Origin of the sequence: Allofranklinella schreckenbergeri, from assembly GCF_003703475.1 — a bacterium.
GTDB lineage: Bacteria > Pseudomonadota > Gammaproteobacteria > Burkholderiales > Burkholderiaceae_C > Lampropedia > Lampropedia schreckenbergeri.
The window spans coordinates 44,951-61,756 of sequence record NZ_RDQM01000003.1; the positions used below are offsets into that span (position 1 = coordinate 44,951).

The 16,806-nt window shown below is 63.9% G+C and carries 9 protein-coding genes; 3 read left to right on the plus strand and 6 right to left on the minus strand.

Translation table 11 applies throughout. The features are described from left to right. Nucleotides 1-132: 132 nt before the first annotated feature. A complete protein-coding gene (gene dprA / locus EBQ26_RS02855) occupies nucleotides 133-1,404 on the minus strand; it encodes a DNA-processing protein DprA (protein ID WP_122237535.1) in 1,272 nt (423 codons plus the stop codon). Nucleotides 1,405-1,444: 40 nt separating this feature from the next. Next, nucleotides 1,445-4,477: a sensor domain-containing protein gene (locus tag EBQ26_RS02860; RefSeq protein ID WP_122237536.1), complete on the minus strand. Its 3,033-nt coding sequence runs from the start codon at nucleotides 4,475-4,477 to the stop codon at nucleotides 1,445-1,447. 341 nt (nucleotides 4,478-4,818) lie between these two features. On the opposite strand from EBQ26_RS02860, the gene EBQ26_RS02865 reads away from it, so the two are divergent. The 3 genes from EBQ26_RS02865 to EBQ26_RS02875 all read left to right on the plus strand — a co-directional run bounded on the left by EBQ26_RS02865 (nucleotide 4,819) and on the right by EBQ26_RS02875 (nucleotide 8,211). After that, nucleotides 4,819-5,838, plus strand: a complete 1,020-nt coding sequence (locus EBQ26_RS02865) for a PTS transporter subunit IIC (protein ID WP_122237537.1) — start codon at nucleotides 4,819-4,821, stop codon at nucleotides 5,836-5,838. A 159-nt stretch (nucleotides 5,839-5,997) separates the two neighbouring features. Then, nucleotides 5,998-6,816, plus strand: coding sequence for a class I SAM-dependent methyltransferase (locus EBQ26_RS02870; RefSeq protein WP_122237538.1), 819 nt, complete (start codon nucleotides 5,998-6,000; stop codon nucleotides 6,814-6,816). Between the two features lie 198 nt (nucleotides 6,817-7,014). Beyond that, nucleotides 7,015-8,211 (plus strand): amino acid aminotransferase, encoded by a 1,197-nt coding sequence (locus EBQ26_RS02875; protein WP_122237539.1) that lies wholly within the window; start codon nucleotides 7,015-7,017, stop codon nucleotides 8,209-8,211. Nucleotides 8,212-8,670: 459 nt separating this feature from the next. Here the strand turns inward: EBQ26_RS02875 and EBQ26_RS02885 are convergent, their stop codons facing one another. From EBQ26_RS02885 to EBQ26_RS02900, 4 genes are all read right to left on the minus strand, one after another. After that, nucleotides 8,671-10,650, minus strand: a complete 1,980-nt coding sequence (locus tag EBQ26_RS02885) for an ABC-F family ATP-binding cassette domain-containing protein (RefSeq protein WP_122237541.1) — start codon at nucleotides 10,648-10,650, stop codon at nucleotides 8,671-8,673. A gap of 177 nt (nucleotides 10,651-10,827) precedes the next feature. After that, nucleotides 10,828-14,340, minus strand: a complete 3,513-nt coding sequence (mfd, locus tag EBQ26_RS02890; RefSeq protein ID WP_122237542.1) for a transcription-repair coupling factor — start codon at nucleotides 14,338-14,340, stop codon at nucleotides 10,828-10,830. Nucleotides 14,341-14,597: 257 nt separating this feature from the next. Then, nucleotides 14,598-15,074 carry a flavodoxin domain-containing protein gene (locus tag EBQ26_RS02895; RefSeq protein ID WP_122237680.1) on the minus strand — a complete coding sequence of 159 codons (477 nt, stop codon included), beginning with the start codon at nucleotides 15,072-15,074 and terminating at the stop codon, nucleotides 14,598-14,600. Between the two features lie 66 nt (nucleotides 15,075-15,140). After that, nucleotides 15,141-16,796, minus strand: coding sequence for a GTPase domain-containing protein (locus EBQ26_RS02900; RefSeq protein ID WP_122237543.1), 1,656 nt, complete (start codon nucleotides 16,794-16,796; stop codon nucleotides 15,141-15,143). Between the last annotated feature and the right edge of the window lie 10 nt (nucleotides 16,797-16,806).

The following is a 16,806-nucleotide window of genomic DNA, read 5'->3' on the forward strand; positions in this document are numbered from 1 at the left end:
TGCTTGTGTTTTCCTTTTGATTGGTTATTGAGGTGTAAGGAGGGCTTTGGTTTTATCGATCAATAGGAAACAAAATTGCCATTTTTCGGCTTGATGGGTAGATGCCCTGTTTTCCTTTGAATGAAGTATTGCCTATGCCTGCGCCAACCGCTGAAACAGCCCGCCGGGCAGGCGCGCGAGATGGCCTGCCAGCTCCAGCTCCAGCAATTGGGTTTGCAAGAGGGCAGTGGGCAGGCCGGTGCGCTCGGCCAGGCTCTCAAGGCTGACAGGGTCGTAGCCCAGCGCTTGCAGCAGGGCCTGGGCGTTGGTGGGTGCAGCGGCTGGGTGCGCTTCGGCTGGAGCAGTTTCGGCAGGGCGGGTGTCGGCTTCAGCGTCGGCTGCTGGCGTGGGGGAGGTTGGGCTGGGCGCGATTGGGCCGGGCGTGCCAGTTGCCGTCGCGGGCGGCTGTAGCGACAGCTCCTCCAGCACATCGGCCACATGGTCCACCAGCTTGGCGCCTTGCTTGATCAGCCAGTGGCAGCCTTTGGATTGGGGCGAGTGGATGGAGCCGGGGATGGCCATGACTTCGCGCCCTTGCTCCAGCGCCAGCCGGGCCGAGAGCAGCGAGCCGGAAGGTTGGGTGGCTTCAACCACGAGCGTGGCCTGGCTCAAGCCGGTGATGATGCGGTTGCGCTTGGGGAAATGCGTTGCCAGCGGTGGTGCGCCCAGGGGCTGCTCGGTCAGCAGCAGGCCGTTTTGGGCGATGCGCTGGGCCAGCGGTTTGTGGCTGGCGGGGTAGATGCGATCGGCGCCGGTGCCCATGACGGCGACGGTGGCTGGCGCAGCGCTGTTGGCCTGGGCGGCGTGCAGTGCGCCTTCATGCGCGGCGGCGTCGATGCCACGGGCCAGCCCGGAGACGATGCTCACGCCCGCCGCTTGCAACCAGGCGGCAAATTGGTGGGCGTTTTGCGCGCCCTGGGCGGTGGGCTGGCGGCTGCCGACGATGGCGACGTTGGCGGCGCTGCACTGCCACCAGGGCGGCTGGCCCGCTTCGGGGTGCAGCCAGCGCGTGGCGCCCACGGCGTAAAGCGCCAAGGGCGGGTCTGTCAGCTCGCGCAGGCTGGCTGGGTAGTGTGCGTCGGCCAGAGTCCAGATGGCGCGCGCGACGCCGGGCAGCGCCGGGTCGCCTTCCAGCCAGGCGCGGGCTTGCTCAAGATAGGCCAGGGTGGTATCGCTGAGGGTGAGCACCGCTTCCACCAAGGCGCGCTGGCCGAGCACGGGCAGCAGGGTATCGGCGCTTTGGGCGAAGATGGCTTGCGGGCTGCCAAAGGCTTGCAGTAGCCGCGCCGCGCGCATTGCACCAATGCCGGGGCACTGGCTCAGGCGCAGCCAGGGGGCGATGGCGGCAAAGTCGTGGGCGGGCATGGCGCGCTGGGGTAGTGTTGTTAACTGGCGCTAACTTGCGCTAATTGGCGGTGGGGCCGCGATGGTGCGCCTGAATGAGTTGCTCAAATTCCTCCAGCGGCTGGGGTACGCCAGTGTAGTAGCCCTGCCAGATGTAGCAGCCGTGGGCTTTGAGGAAGTCGATCTGGGCCTGGTTTTCCACGCCTTCGGCGACGACTTGCAGGCCCAGGCTGGAGCCCAGGGCGACGGCGGAGCGCAGGATGTTGGGCCGCGGCGGTGGTGAGGAGGGCGGGGGCGGCGGCGGTGTGGTGACGGCGTGGCCGCTGCTGGGCTTGTCGCCAGGGCTGGCCGGGGGAGTGTGGTTGATAAAGCGTGCATCGAATTTGATGCTGCTCAGCGGCAGGCTTTCGAGCTGGCTGAGCCAGGAGTGGCCCACGCCGAAGTCGTCCAGCGCAAAGCGTACGCCGTAGGCATGTAGTTGGGTGATGGTGGCGCTGCTGCGCTCAATGTCGGTGAGCAAGACGCTTTCGCTGATTTCCAGAATCAGCCGGCTCGCGGGCGCGCCGCTGCTGGTGAGTGCTTGCAATACGGTTTGGGCAAATTGTTTTTGCCGGAATTGCCGCGGGCTGATGTTGACCGAGAGGCTGAGCTGGGCCGTTTCGGGCCGTCTGGACCATTTGAGCAATTGGCGGCAGGCTTGCGCCAGCACCCAGTTGCCCAGCGGGATGATGAGTTCGCTGCATTCGGCAATGGGGAGGAATTTGCCGGGGGCGATGACGCCTTGCTCGGCATGGTTCCAGCGCAGCAGCACTTCGGCGCCGATCAGGCGTGCGGGGTCGCTGCGGCCGTCCATTTGCGGCTGGAAATACAGCATGAATTGCCCCAGCGCGAGGCCGGCGCGGATTTCTTCTTCCAGCGCGGCGCGGGCTTGCGCGCGCGCTTGCAGTTGCGGCTCGTAGAACTGGGGCTGCGAGAGCTGGCCCTGGCGGGCCTGGAAGGCGGCGATGTCCACGCGGCGCAGCAGTTCGCTGCTGCTGTGCTGGGCGCTGCGGAATATGGTCACGCCAATGCAGGTTTGGAGTCTGATGTGCCCGCCTTGCCCAAAGGGGGCGCTGAGCGCGTCGAGGATTTGGCGGCCCAGGTCCTCGCTCATGCGCACGCATTCCTCTTCTTCGCGGCCACAATGGGCCAGCAAGACGGTGAATTCCGCAGCCTGGGTGCGGGCGATGGTTTGCCCGGAGGGCACGATTTGCGTCAGCCGGGCAGCGACCTGGCGGACCAGCTCTTGCGCCACGCTGGATTCCAGCGTGGCGGAGAGGGCGGCGAGGTTTTCCAGGCTGATGAGCATCAGCGCGTTGCAGCAGGGCTGGCCGGGGTTGATTTGCTGCGCTTGCTGGAGGCGGTCGAGCAGCAGGTGGCGGTTGGGCAGGTTGGTGCCGGGGTCGTAAAACGCGTGCAGGCGGATTTCGTCTTCGGCTTTTTTGTGCTCCGTCAAGTCCACCAGCGTGAGCACGAGCTGGTCTTCTTGCACGATGCCGGAGAGGGCCAGAACTTTTTGCCGCTGGCTGCGCCGGGGTTTGGGGATGTCAAAGAGGATTTCCTGCGGCTCCAGGATGCCGTCGCTGGCGATAGCCGCCGAGAGCAGTTGCTGCCAGCGCTCGATCAGGTCTTCGCGTTGGCGGGGCGAGAGCGGCAGGCTTTGCCACCATTGGTCGAGGGTTTCCGGTGCAGGCTCGCGCACTTCACTGAAGCAGCGGAAGTTGGCGTTCATGAAGGTGATGTGCATTTGCGTGTCCACAGTGCACATGCCCACGGGCAATTGCTCGAAGATGCTTTGGCTTTTCTCGATGCGCCGTTGCAGGCGGGCCTGCAGCGTGCGCGCCTGGGTTTGATCGCGCAGGATGAGCAACTCGCGCGGGGTGGGCGAGGTGCTTTCCGGCTCGCTGGTGTAGCGGATTTTGAGCAGGTCCACCCACACGAAATGCCCCAGGCTGTGCAGCAGGCGCAGGTTGGGTTGCTGCTCGTAGAGGTATTCGGCGTTGGGCGAGGGCAGCGGCTGGCAGGCGTCGAGCTTGGGCAGATCGTCGGGGTGGACGATGGCGCGCAGCGTCAGGCGCTTCATCGCATCCTGACCATATCCGAGCATTTGCGCCAGCCGTGGCGAGAGGTTGTAGAACTGGCCGCTGTGGTCGGTTTCGGCCGCTGCCAGTTGCGGGTGGTTGATGAAGGCGAAGTAACGCTGCCAGCCTTTGTAGGCGTAATCCTGATAGCGGGTGAGGTGGTAGGCCAGCTCCAGCTCGCGCCAGCGGTGGTGAACCAGGCACAGCAGCATGCCCAGCAGGCCAGCGCCAAACAGGCTCCAGGGCAGCAGGGGCGGCGGCGGGGGGGTGAGGTTGTTTGCCGCAAAGACCAAGTGCAGCGGCTGCCCCACCACTTGGGCAGAGAGGTGCAGCTCGTCTTGCTCCCATTCCAGTACGGGCTGAGGGTATTGGGCGGCATGGCTGGGCCGCAGGTGCGCGCTCAAAGGAAAGGGCAGTTGGCGCTCGATTTCGTGCAGCCATTCGGTAAAGCGCAAGTCCATCAGCATCACCATGCTCTCGGGCAGCACTTGAGGCGTGCCGTGCGCGGGAATGGCCACAAGTGTGAGTTTGCTGGGCTGGGCAATGGCTTGCACTTCCACGTTGCTCGAGCGCCCATCTTCCAGCAAGCGCCGCACGGGCAGGCCCAGCGCACTGGCTTGGCTGGCGGGCACCAGTCGCAAGACATGCGAGGAGGCCAAATCCTGGTTTTGCATGGCCGCGCTCCACTGCTCGCCCAGTGATGCGCCGGAGGCATCCTGGTTATCCAGGCTGCTTTGCAGCCCGCGCAGAAAGCGCGCATACGCATTGGCGCTTTTTTGCAGGGCATGCAGGTATTGCAGCGCATGCGTTTGCAGTTGCTGGCGCGCCAGAGCCTGACGCTCGGCCGCATCGGTGCGCCATAGCAGCACGGCGGCGCTGACCATGAGGGCAAAAATAGGCAGCGCGTAAATCCAGAAGCGCGAAGGCGGAAAGTCGCCTGCGTGGACTTGGGGCTGAGGGCTGGAATCGGACAAGGCGGCTATCCGCAGGCGAAGCGGTGTGTAACAAAAAAAGGCAGCGATTATAAATTTGGAAACATTTTGGTGTTTTTTACTGCCCTTGGTAGCGCTGATGCATGATTTTTTTGCAATCAATAGGAATAAAAATTTGGCTATTTTGGCTTGATGGTAATCAAATTAATTTTATTTTGATTTGTAAAGATGGTTTGAGATCAGATGGCTGGCGCGCGCTGCACGCACAGCACTGGGAGCCGAGGGCGTGGATAAGACCCAGACTCAGCTTTTATTTGGCGGGGTTATTATGCTCAAATTGAGCAATATAATCGCCATCCTTTTTCAACTCTTGGGTCCGAGCCATGTCTGCCTCTTCTTTCCTGCGATCGCGCAATATCGAGTTTTCGCTTAAGCGCTACGGTATTGACGCCCTCAATTACATGACGCTGGGGCTGTTTGGCTCGCTGGTGATTGGCCTGATTCTCAAAACCGTGGGTGGCTGGCTGGGCCAGCCCTGGTTGGTGGAGGCAGGGAGCATGGCGCAGCAAAGCATGGGGGCGGCCATTGGCGTGGCGGTGGCTTATGGCTTGCAGGGGCCGCCCATCGTGGTGTTTGCCAGCGCTGCCATTGGCGCGCTGGGCGCCAAAATGGGCGGTCCCGTGGGCTGTTTTGTGGCAGTGGCCGCCGCCACGGAGGCCAGCAAGCTGGTGAGCAAAACGACCCCGCTGGACATCATCGTCACCCCCGCCACGGCCCTGGTGACAGGCTTTTTGGTGGCGCACTGGATTTCGCCTTTCATCGGCAATGTGCTGGAGATCACGGGGCAAAGCATCCAGTGGGCGATGACTTTGCAGCCGTTTCTCATGAGCATCGTGCTGGCCGTGGTGATGGGCATGATCCTCACCGGGCCGACATCCAGCGCCGCTTTGGCGATTTCGCTGAACCTGGGCGGTTTGGCTGGTGGCGCAGCCACCGTGGGCTGCGCCACGCAGATGGTGGGGTTTGCCGTGATGAGCTGGCGCGATAACGGCGTTTCCGGCCTGCTCAGCCAAGGCCTGGGCACCAGCATGCTGCAACTGCCCAATATCGTGCGCAACCCGCGTATTTGGATTCCGCCCATTCTGACTTCGGCCATTCTGGGGCCAGTAGCGGCTTTGGTGTTTGAGATGCAAAACGTGCCCAGCGGCTCTGGCATGGGCACCAGCGGCTTGGTGGGGCAGGTCGGCACGCTCGCAGCGATGGGCGGCAGCGCCCAGGTCTGGCTGGGCATTGCCTTGCTGCACTTTATTTTGCCGGCCGTGCTGTGCGCGCTGTTTGCCGCTTTGCTGCGCCGTGCGGGCTGGATCAAACCCGGCGATATGAAGGTGAATGCGCGGATTTAACGAAATTTAAAGGTGTTTTCCGTCATGTAAGGGTATTTCCCTAGCTTCGGTTTTTGACATAAAGCAAATAAAAGGCATGGCGAGGACTTGCCCGCCCACCGCTGGCGGCGGCCCCTTCCATAATGCTTTGGCACACTCTAACCAAGAGAGGAGACACGCATGCAGCCTGAACTCGCAGGGATACCCGAAACGATGCTGTGGACACTGCACAACCGCGCATCGGAAGCGGCGCGGCCCGATGGATGCCTGGAGGATCCCAAATGCCTGGAGATTTACCAGGCGCTGGAGTACGACTACGAACGCAATTTCGGGGAGCCGGACGGCTCGCATGGTGTGCGCTCCCATATATTCGACGAGCGTATTCGAGCGTTTTTGGCGGAATATCCCAACGCCACCATCATCAATCTGGGCGAGGGGCTGGAGACACAACGCTACCGTATTGATGCACCCCAGGCCCTGTGGGTCAGCGTGGACGTGCCAGAGGCCATTGCCATCCGCGAGCGCTTTATCGCCCCAGATGACCAGCACCTGCACATCGGCAAAAGTGCGCTGGATACGACCTGGTTTGATGAAGTGCCGCCCCATGGCCCTTACTTCATCAGCGCCCAAGGGCTGTTCATGTACTTCAAAGAGGCCGAATTGGCCGCATTGGTAGGGGCGCTGGCAACGCGCTTTCCTGGCGCGATTCTGATGTTCGACTACCTCAACCATGCGCTGTCGCTGCTGAGCACCAGCGCCTATGGCTGGATGAAAACGTCGCACTATCGCACTCCCCCGATGCCTTGGGGCATCGATCGCAGCGCATTGAAGCCCACCCTCTCGCGCTGGATCGGGCGGGAGGTGGATGTGCACAACGTCACCTTCGAGTTTCCGCGCGGCCCGCTGCGCTGGCTGATCCCCGCGCTGGAAGGCTGGGCGCCGTTCTGGGCCGACAAGATGCCGGGCGCTTGCTGGCTGCAATTGCCGCCGCGCGCATAGCTTGCACCCGTGGCGCGGGGCGGCTGGGGGCGCCCGATGATGGGTGGGCTGATGGGCTGGGGTGATGGGCTGGGGTGATGAACCCGCCTGGACACCAAGTGGCCGGTTCTACAATCCGGGTTTACGCCAGCCTGGCGCTTGGGTGCGCCAAGCTGGCGTTTCTCCCCCCAATTTCCACCTTGCATTGAAGGACCTTGCATGTCTTTGTTTTCCGCCGTCGAAATGGCCCCGCGCGATCCCATTCTGGGCCTGAACGAACAATTCGCTGCCGATGCCAACCCCAAGAAAGTCAACTTGGGCGTGGGCGTGTATTTCGATGAAAACGGCAAGCTGCCCCTGCTGCAAGCCGTGGCCCAGGCCGAAGCGGCGCTGCAAGCCGATCCCAAGGCGCGCGGCTATTTGCCTATCGACGGCTTGGCCGCTTACGACCAGGCGGTGAAAGAGCTGGTGTTTGGCAAAGACAGCGAGCCGGTGCAATCGGGCCGCGTGGCGACCGTGCAAGCCTTGGGCGGCACGGGCGGCTTGAAGGTGGGGGCCGATTTTCTGAAAAAGCTCCAGCCGGGTGCCAAGGTGCTGATTTCCGATCCGAGCTGGGAGAACCACCGCGCGATCTTCACCAATGCAGGCTTTGAAGTGGGCACTTACGCTTACTACGATGCCGCTGCGCGTGGCGTGAACTTCCAGGGCATGTTGGCCGACTTGAATGCCGCGGCCGAAGGCACCATCGTGGTGCTGCACGCCTGCTGCCACAACCCCACGGGCTATGACTTGACGCCCGAGCAGTGGGATCAGGTTGTGGAGGTGGTGAAGGCCCGCAAGCTGACGGCCTTTTTGGACATGGCCTATCAAGGTTTCTCCCAGGGCCTGGCGGAAGACGGTGCGGCTGTGCACAAATTCGTGCAAGCGGGGCTGAACTTCCTGGTTTCCACCTCGTTTTCCAAGAGCTTCAGCCTGTATGGCGAGCGTGTGGGCGCGCTTTCCATCGTGGCGGCGAACAAGGATGAAGCCGCCCGTGTGCTCAGCCAGCTCAAGATTGCCGTGCGTACCAACTATTCCAACCCGCCCACGCACGGGGCGGCTGTGGTGGCTTATGTGCTCAACAACCCCGAGCTGCGCGCTTTGTGGGAAAAGGAACTGGGCCAAATGCGCACGCGCATCAAGGCCATGCGCCAGAAGCTGGTGGACAGCCTCAAGGCCGCGGGGGTGACGCAGGATTTGTCCTATATCACCACGCAAATTGGCATGTTCAGCTATTCGGGCCTGTCGAAAGAGCAAATGGTGCGTTTGCGCAATGAGTTCGGCGTGTACGGCGTCGATAGCGGCCGCATTTGCGTGGCTGCGCTGAATGAGCACAACATTGGCCATGTGGCCGAATCCATTGCCAAGGTGTTGTAAGGCTTTTGGAAATACCTAAAAAAAGCGCTGCCCGCGTTGGCCTTTGACGGCCACGCGGGCAGCGCTTTTTTTGTGCTGGCTTTGCCTGCAAGCTATGCAGGTTGCGGCCATAAATAAACCCCGCAGGTGCGGGGTTTGAAAAGGGAAGTCTGTTGTTCGAGTTCTTCAGGTTTTCCCACCGAGAAACTATCCAGTGATGCCGTTGCATTGCCAGCCAATGGTGTTGGTTGGGCTGGCGGCGTTATGGGGCTTTATGGGCTTTGAAGGCTTTAGCCGTTTAACGCTTGCGATCGCGGTCGTCTTCGGGCCAGATGAATGTGCTTTGAATGCTCACGCTTTTCTCCTGAAAAGTGACAGATGGGCACTTCAACGCGCACTGGCGGCAGGCGTTGACAGAAGGGGATAAAAAAATGCGCCGCTCTCCCGCCGCCTCGCCTGCCTGCTGGCCCTTTCCTTTCATCAGGCGCTGTCTGCCTGCTGCATGAGGTTTTGCAACTCTTCCGAAAGCGTCAGCCATTCTTCCTCCGCAGCTTCAATGCTGGTTTGCAAGGCTTTGATTTTTTTGCCGCTTTCGGCCCATTGGGCGGGCGTGGCGTCGCTGCCCAGTGCGGCTTCCAGGGCGTCTTTTTCGCCTTGCCACTGGGCCATGTTTTTTTCCAGGGCCTGGATTTTTTTCTTCAAGGGCTGGGTTTTTTCCGCCAGTTTTTGCCGTGTCTGGGCTTGCTGGCGGCGCAGCTCGCGCTGGTTGACGGGGGGCGGGGCGGCTGCATCAGGGGCGGCGGCGCTGGCCTGGGCTTTGCGTTCTTCAAAGCGGGCGCGGATTTCGCGTTGTTGCTCCAGCACGTGACGTTGGTAGTCCTCCAGATCGCCGTCGAATTCTTGCACTTGTGCGTTGCTGACCAGCCAGAACTGATCGCTGACGGCGCGCAGCAGGGCGCGGTCGTGGCTGACGAGCATCAGCGCGCCTTCAAAGCTGTTGAGGGCCATGCCCAGGGCTTCTCGGGTGGCCAGGTCGAGGTGGTTGGTTGGCTCGTCCAGCAGCAGCAGGCCGGGGCGCTGCCACACCAGCGAGGCCAGCACCAGGCGCGCCTTTTCTCCGCCGCTCATGGTGCCGATGGGTTGGGTCACCATGTCGCCGCTGAAGTTGAAGCTGCCCAGGAAGTTGCGCAAATCCTGCTCGCGCGCCGGGTTGGGCGGGGTGGCGCCAAAGCTGCGGGCCAGGCGGGTGAAGTGTTCCAGCGGGGTGTCGGCCGCGCTGAGCACATCCAGCTCTTGCTGGGCGAAGTAGCCGATGCTCAGGCCCTTGCCTTGGATGATTTCGCCCGAGAGCAGCGGCACGTCGCCGACGATGGATTTGATGAGTGTGGATTTGCCCTGGCCGTTGGCGCCGAGGATGCCGATGCGCTGGCCGGCCTGCACGGACAGTTGCACCTGCCGCAAGATGGTTTTGCGCTCGCTGCCGTCTTTGGTCTGGTAGCCCATGTCGGCGCGGCGGATGGTCAGCATGGGGTTGGGCAGCGCCAGCGGCTGGCCGAAGGTGAATTGGAATTCGGCCTCGGCCAGCACGGGGGCGACGCGCTCCATGCGCTCGAGCGCCTTGATGCGGCTTTGCGCCTGGCGGGCTTTGGTGGCTTTGGCTTTGAAGCGGTCGATGAATTTTTGCAGGTGGGCGATTTTTTCCTGCTGGCGGGCAAAGGCAGCCTGCTGCTGCTGCATCGCCAGGGCACGCTGCTGTTCGAAAAAGCTGTAGTTGCCGCCGTAGCGGGTGAGGGTTTGCTGCTCCAGGTGCAGGGTGACGCCGGTGGTGGCGTCGAGAAATTCGCGGTCGTGGCTGATGACGAGCAGCGTGCCGCTGTAGCGGGCCAGCCAGCCTTCCAGCCAGATCAGCGCGTCCAGGTCCAGGTGGTTGGTGGGTTCGTCCAGCAGCAGCACGTCGCTGGGGCACATGAGGGCGCGGGCCAGTTGCAGGCGCATGCGCCAGCCGCCGGAGAAGCTGTTGACGGGCCGCTCCAGCTCATCGGGCTGAAAGCCCAGCCCCAGGATCAGGGTTTGCGCGCGGGCGCGGGCATCGTAGGCGCCGGCATCGGCCAGTTCGGCATGGGCCTGGGCGATGGCCATGCCGTCTGCGGCGGCTTCGGCGTCGGCCAGGCGGCGTTGGGCTTGCAATAAGCGGTCGTCGCCTTGCAGCACGAAGTCGGTGGCGGCTTGATCCGTCTCGGGCATGTTTTGCGCCACCTGGGCCAGCCGCCAGCCTGCGGGCATGGAGAAGCTGCCGCCTTCCTCATGCAGGCTGCCGTTGAACAGGGCGAACAGGGTGGATTTGCCCGCGCCGTTGCGGCCGACCAGGGCGACTTTTTCGCCCGGTTGCAAGGTGGCGCTGGCGCCGTCGAGCAGGACTTTGGCGCCACGGCGCAGCACGATATTTTTCAGAACAATCATGGCGCGCGATTATCGGGGTGATGGGCGGGTGGGCGGCTTGAGGCGCGGGCGGTGGTTGGGGTCTTCTGGGGTGTTTTTTGCGCCTTTTGCTTGTTTGTTTTATAAATCAAAGGATAAAAAATTGCCTTGTTCCGGCATGATGGTATTAAAGACGTTTTTACTTTGATTGGTTAATACTTATTGGGAGGGTTTGGCGGCTGCCGCCGCACCCTCATCGGGCGGTAGCGGCTCGCCCAGGTGGCGCAGCAGATCGCGGATGGTTTGCACGCGCTCGTGCAGGTGGGGCAGTTCGCGTTCGATGCGCAGCTTGTCGTTGCCGGCGAGTTTGATGTGCTTGTTTTTCTGGATCAGCTCGATGATGCGCATGGGCTGCACGGGCGGGTTGGGGCGGAAGGCGATGGTGATGGCTGCGGGCGTGGCGTCGATGCGCTGTACGCCGTAAGGCTCGGTGAGGATGCGCAGGCGGTGCGTGTCGATGAGCGCTTGCACGGGCGCGGGGGGCTTGCCGAAGCGGTCAACGATTTCCTCCAGCAGATTGTCCACGGCGTCGGTGGTCTGGGCGGTGGCCAGGCGTTTGTAGAAGGACAGGCGCAGGTGCACGTCGCCGCAATAGTCGTCGGGCAGCAGGGCGGGGCTGTGCAGGTTGATTTCGGCCACGGCTTGCATGGGCGCGAGCAGGTCGGGCTCTTTGCCCGCTTTGAGGGCTTTGACGGCGTCGGCCAGCATCTCGTTGTAGAGGGTGAAGCCAATTTCCAGCATGTTGCCGCTTTGGCTTTCGCCCAGCAGTTCGCCCGCGCCGCGGATTTCCAGATCGTGCATGGCCAGGTAAAAGCCGCTGCCCAGCTCCTCCATTTGCTGGATGGCTTGCAGGCGCTGCTCGGCCTGGCGGGTGAGGCTTTGCACATCGGGCACCATCAGATAAGCGTAGGCTTGGTGGTGGCTGCGGCCCACGCGCCCGCGCAACTGGTGCAATTGCGCCAGGCCGAATTTGTCGGCGCGGCTGATGACGATGGTGTTGGCCGAGGGCACGTCGATGCCGGTTTCGATGATGGTGGAGCACAACAGCAGGTTGTAGCGCTGGGCGACGAAGTCGCGCATGACGCGCTCGAGCTCGCGCTCGGGCATTTGGCCGTGGGCGATGGCGATGCGCGCTTCGGGTAGGATTTCTTGCAGCTTGTCGCGGCGCAGCTCGATGGTGTCCACCTCGTTGTGCAGGAAGTAGGCCTGGCCGCCGCGCTTGAGTTCGCGCAGCACGGCTTCGCGAATCACGCTTTGGTTTTCGCTGCGCACAAAGGTTTTGATGGCCAGGCGCTTTTGCGGCGCGGTGGCGATGACGGAGAGATCGCGCAGCCCTTCCAGCGCCATGCCCAGGGTGCGGGGGATGGGTGTGGCGGTGAGCGTGAGCACGTCCACTTCGGCGCGCAGTTGCTTCATGGCCTCTTTGTGGCGCACGCCGAAGCGGTGCTCCTCGTCGATGATGAGCAGGCCCAGGTTTTTGAAGTCGATGGAGGAGGACAGCAGCTTGTGCGTGCCCACGACGATATCGACCGAGCCATCGGCCAGCCCCTTGGCGGCGGCGTTGATTTCGCGCGTGGTGCGAAAGCGGCTCATCTCGGCGATCTTGACGGGCCATTTGGCAAAGCGGTCCACCAGGGTTTGGTAGTGCTGCTCGGCCAGCAGCGTGGTGGGGGCGAGAAAGGCCACTTGCTTGCCGCCGAGCACGGCCACGAAGGCGGCGCGCAGGGCGACTTCGGTCTTGCCAAAGCCCACATCGCCGCAGACGAGGCGATCCATGGGCTGGGGGCTGAGCATGTCGGCAATGACGGCCTGGATGGCGGCGCTTTGGTCGGGCGTTTCCTCGAAGCCGAAATCGTTGGCGAAGGTTTCGTACTCGCTGGCATCAAGGCGGAAGGCATGGCCTTGGCGCGCAGCGCGGCGGGCGTAGATGTTGAGCAGCTCGGCGGCCACGTCGCGCACTTGCTCGGCGGCCTTGCGTTTGGCTTTTTCCCACTGGCCCGATCCCAGGCGGTGCAGCGGCGCTTCGTCGGCGGCCACGCCGCTGTAGCGGCTGATTTGCTGCAATTGGCTCACGGGCACGTAGAGCACGGCTTCGCCCGCGTATTCCAGATGCAGGAATTCTTGCAAGGCGGCGCTGCCGTCGGGGTTTTTCTGGCCCATGTCCATGTGCAGCAGGCCGCGGTAGCGGCCGATGCCGTGCTGGGCGTGCACGACGGGATCGCCGATTTTCAGCTCGGCCAGGTCTTTGACCATGCCTTCGACGCTGCTGGCCTGCTCGTAGCGGCGGCGGCGGCGCGTGGAGGGCGCGGCGTTGAACAGCTCCGTTTCGGTGACGAAATCGATGCCCGCCTCGCTCCAGCCGAAGCCGCGTTGCAGGACGCTGGTGGCGATGCCGATTTTTTCGTCGCTGGCGATGAATTCGGCCAGGCTGTCAAAGCCGGGCGTGCTCAGGCCGCTGGCGCGGAAAAAATCCGCCAGGCTCTCGCGCCGTCCGGCGCTTTCGGCCAGCACCAGCACGCGCTGGGCGCTGCTGCGCAGGTGCGCTTGCAGGCGCGAGAGCGGGTCTGGCGCGCCGCGCACGGCGGCGATGTCGGGCAGGGCGGTGAAGTCGGCGCGGTGGGCGGCGTCGCTATCGGCCTGGGCATCGCTGGCGGGCGGGCGCAGCGACAGTTGCGCCAGCGGCTTGCAGAGGCGGAAAAACTGCTCGGCGCTGAGAAACAGCGCCTCGGGCGGCAGGGCGGGGCGCTCCTGGTCGTGCCGGGCGATGCGCCAGCGCTCTTGCGTGTCCTGCGCGAAGCGCTCCAGCGCCACATCCAGCGGGCCGTGCAGGGCCAGCGTGGCGGCCTGGCCCAGGTAGTCGAAGACGGTGGCGGTTTCTTCAAAGAACAGCGGCAGGTAGTACTCGATGCCTGCGGTGGCAACGCCGTTGCCCATGTCCTTGTAGATGCGGCTTTTGGTCGGGTCGCCCTCCATCAGCTCGCGCCAGCGGGTGCGAAAGCGTGTGCGCGCGTCTTCATCCATGGGGAATTCGCGCCCGGGCAGCAGGCGGATTTCCTGCACCAGCGCCTGGCTGCGCTGGGTGTCGGGGTCGAAGGTGCGGATGGAGTCGATCTCGTCGTCGAACAAATCGATGCGGTAGGGGTGGGCCGCGCCGTTGGGGAATAAATCGATCAGGCTGCCGCGCACGGCGTATTCGCCCGGGCCGACGACTTGGCCTACGTGCTGGTAGCCCGCCATGGTGAGCTGGGCCTTGAGCTGGGCTTCATCCAGTTGCTGGCCAGTCTGGAACTGGAAGGTGTAGGCGGCCAGAAAGGCGGGCGGGGCCAGGCGGTACAGCGCGGTGGTGGCGGGGATGAGCAGCACATCGGCCTGGCCCTGGACGATGCTCCATAGCGTGGCCAGGCGCTCGCTGATGAGGTCTTGGTGGGGGGAGAAGTTGTCGTAGGGCAGCGTCTCCCAGTCGGGGAACAGGCACAGGCGCAGCGCGGGATCGAAAAACGCCATTTCGCGCAGCAGGCGCAAGGCATCGCGCGCATCGGCGGTGACGACGGCCAGGCGGCGACCGGCGGCTTTCTCCCGCACGGCCAGTTGCGTCAGCAACAGGGCGTCGGCAGAGCCAACGGGCATGGGCAAGGTGTAGCGCTGGCCGGGGGTGAGCTTGGGCAGTTGCATGGCGGAGGCTTGTTGATTTCTATTTCAAGAGAAATAAAAATGCCTTATTTCGGCATACTGGGTATTGTTTTGATTTTTCTTTGATTAGTATAAATAGTTGGTCTTTGCGCATGGGACTCCCTCCCCTGCGGCACGCGGGGCAGGGTCGGGGTGGGGGGCGCAGGGTCTGCAAGTGGCAGCACCCGCGCGTTGCTGGCGCAATGCCACCCTCACCCCAACCCTCTCCCGCAAGCGGGAGAGGGGGAAACGGAAAGCGATCAAGCTGAAAACGACGCGGCGGCGCTGGGCAGCCATTCTTGCGCCCAGAGGGCGGCGGCGGTTTCGGGGTCGGTCACTTCGCTGGCGTCGATGGTGAAGATCTCGCCAATGCGCTGCGCGCCCAGGTCTTGCAGGCGGGCGTCGAACAGGCGTCCGCCTGCGGCGAAGGTGTCGTCGTAAAAGCTGTCGCCCAGGGCGATGACGCCGTAGCGCAGGGCGCCGAGGTAGCGCGGGCGGGCGTCCAGATCGGCGTAAAGGGGCTGGAGGTTTTCGGGCAGGTCGCCGCTGCCGTGGGTGGAGGTGCAAATGAGCACGGGGCCTTGGGCGGCGGCGGCTTCCAGCGCTTCGCCGGTGGTGTCGGCCTGGGCGAGGATGAGCGTGGAGCCGGTGAGCTGTGGCTTGAGCACTTGTTGCACGGTTTGGGCGACGTACAAGGCGGTGTCACTGACGGTGCCGACGATGAAGGTCAGATGCATGGCGGGTGTCGGGGTGGTGATGGGGCAGGGGCGTTGCGTTGGCACTCTGAGCAGGCGCGGTCGAAATCAGCTTGCGCTGGTGCTGGTGTTGGTGCCTGTGCTTGCGCTGGTTTCAGGCCTGGAGCTGTCATGGTCGGCGCTGGGGCCGCTGGGCGGGTTGTGCGCCGCCGTGGGGTGTGGGCGGGCCTGGCGCTTGGGTTTGGGGTAGAGCTGCTGCATGGCGGCCAGAACGATGTTGCCCACCAGCGCGCGCAGTTCTTCATGAATGGGCTGGCTGGCCGATTCGTCATTCTCCGGCGCGGCGCGCAGGCGTTGCCAGAGGCTGTGCAGGCGCGTTTTCTGCGGCGCGGTGTGTTGTTGCAGGGCTTCGTGCCAGTGCGCGGGGGCAGGCAGGCTGGATTCGGCTTCGCTGTAATGGCCCCGGCCGCGGCCAAAGTGGGCGATGGCGAGGTATTTGAGCATGCCCGCGTGCAGCAGGGAGTCGAGAAAGTCGTCAGAGAGCTGGACTTGGTGCTCGGTTTGCTCGCGGATGCGGTTGAGGCCCAGGGCCGCGCCGGCAAAGGTGAAGGCGCCCGCCAGCGCGCCCAGCAAAGCGCCCGCGCCCATGCTCAGGCCGCCGGTGGCCAGATCGGCGCCCAGCCCGCCTGCGGCGCCACTGGCGAGCGCGCCCAGCAGGCCCATTTGGCGCATGTCCAGCGGCTGGTGGATGGTGAAGTATTCGCGCAGTTGGGCGTGGATTTCGGCGGCGGCACGGCCGTCGAGGCGGTGCAGCTCCAGCAGGGTTTCGGTGCTGCGCAGGTCTTCTTTTTGCAGGTGGCGCAGCAGTTTTTGCATGGCTTGCTGCTCGGCATCGGGCGGGGCGGCGTTGACCGTGCCGCTTGCGCCCAGGGGGAGGAGGTTTTTCAGCGTGTCCCACGAGGGCAGGGGGCTGCGCGTGGCGGCGGCCACGGGTTCCTTCCAGCGCGCGGCCTGGGTCAGCAGCGTGGCGATGGCGGCCATGCTGGCGTCAAAGCGCTGGCGGTTGGCGCTTTCCCAGGTGGCGACGATGCGCTGGTAGGCGGCTTGTTTGCCGGGGGGGACGAGTGGCTGCACGGCGTGGAACAGGCGCTGCTCGTGCATCCAGCTGCGGGTGAAGGCGTCGAGCGCGAGCACGTCGCAGACCATGGGTTTGTATTGCGCCAGCGCGCGCGTCCAGGTGCGCACGTCTTCATCTTGCTGGCGGACGGTTTGCGGCGCGCCGGTCTGGTTGAGCAGCACGACCACGGGCCGCCCCAGCCAGCGCAGCAGGTGCATTTCGGCGTCGAGGTAGCCCGCATCGGCGGGGTTTTCGGCGGCGTTGACGAGGTAGAGCACCACATCGGCGCTGTCGCGCGCGGCGCGCATGGCGCGCTGGCTCATCCAGAAGGGTTTGTCGCGCCAGCGATCCCAGATGTTGCTCAGCAGCCAGCCCATGGGGTTGCTTTGCTGTTGCAGGCGCTGGTAGAGCCGCACGGAGTCGCCAAAGCCGGGGGTATCCCACAGCCGCAGCTCATCGCCTTCGGGCGTGCGCACCAGGGTGTGGGCGTCGGCGGTGTCGGTGACGTGGGGGGCGTCGCGGATGTCGCCCACGTCCTGCCCCAACAGGGTGCGCGTGAGGGTGGTTTTGCCGATGTTGGTGTGCGAGATCAAACACCATTGCACAAGCGTGCCTTGGGGGATGGCGGTCAGTTCCTGCTGGGACATCTGGTGGGGG

Coding starts and splice junctions, on each gene's coding strand:
- EBQ26_RS02885 (WP_122237541.1), bottom strand. CDS start 10,650: ATGATTGTTCTGAAAAATATCGTGCTGCGCCGTGGCGCCAAAGTCCTG.
- dprA (WP_122237535.1), bottom strand. CDS start 1,404: ATGCCCGCCCACGACTTTGCCGCCATCGCCCCCTGGCTGCGCCTGAGC.
- mfd (WP_122237542.1), bottom strand. CDS start 14,340: ATGCAACTGCCCAAGCTCACCCCCGGCCAGCGCTACACCTTGCCCATG.
- EBQ26_RS02875 (WP_122237539.1), top strand. CDS start 7,015: ATGTCTTTGTTTTCCGCCGTCGAAATGGCCCCGCGCGATCCCATTCTG.
- EBQ26_RS02870 (WP_122237538.1), top strand. CDS start 5,998: ATGCAGCCTGAACTCGCAGGGATACCCGAAACGATGCTGTGGACACTG.
- EBQ26_RS02900 (WP_122237543.1), bottom strand. CDS start 16,796: ATGTCCCAGCAGGAACTGACCGCCATCCCCCAAGGCACGCTTGTGCAA.
- EBQ26_RS02895 (WP_122237680.1), bottom strand. CDS start 15,074: ATGCATCTGACCTTCATCGTCGGCACCGTCAGTGACACCGCCTTGTAC.
- EBQ26_RS02865 (WP_122237537.1), top strand. CDS start 4,819: ATGTCTGCCTCTTCTTTCCTGCGATCGCGCAATATCGAGTTTTCGCTT.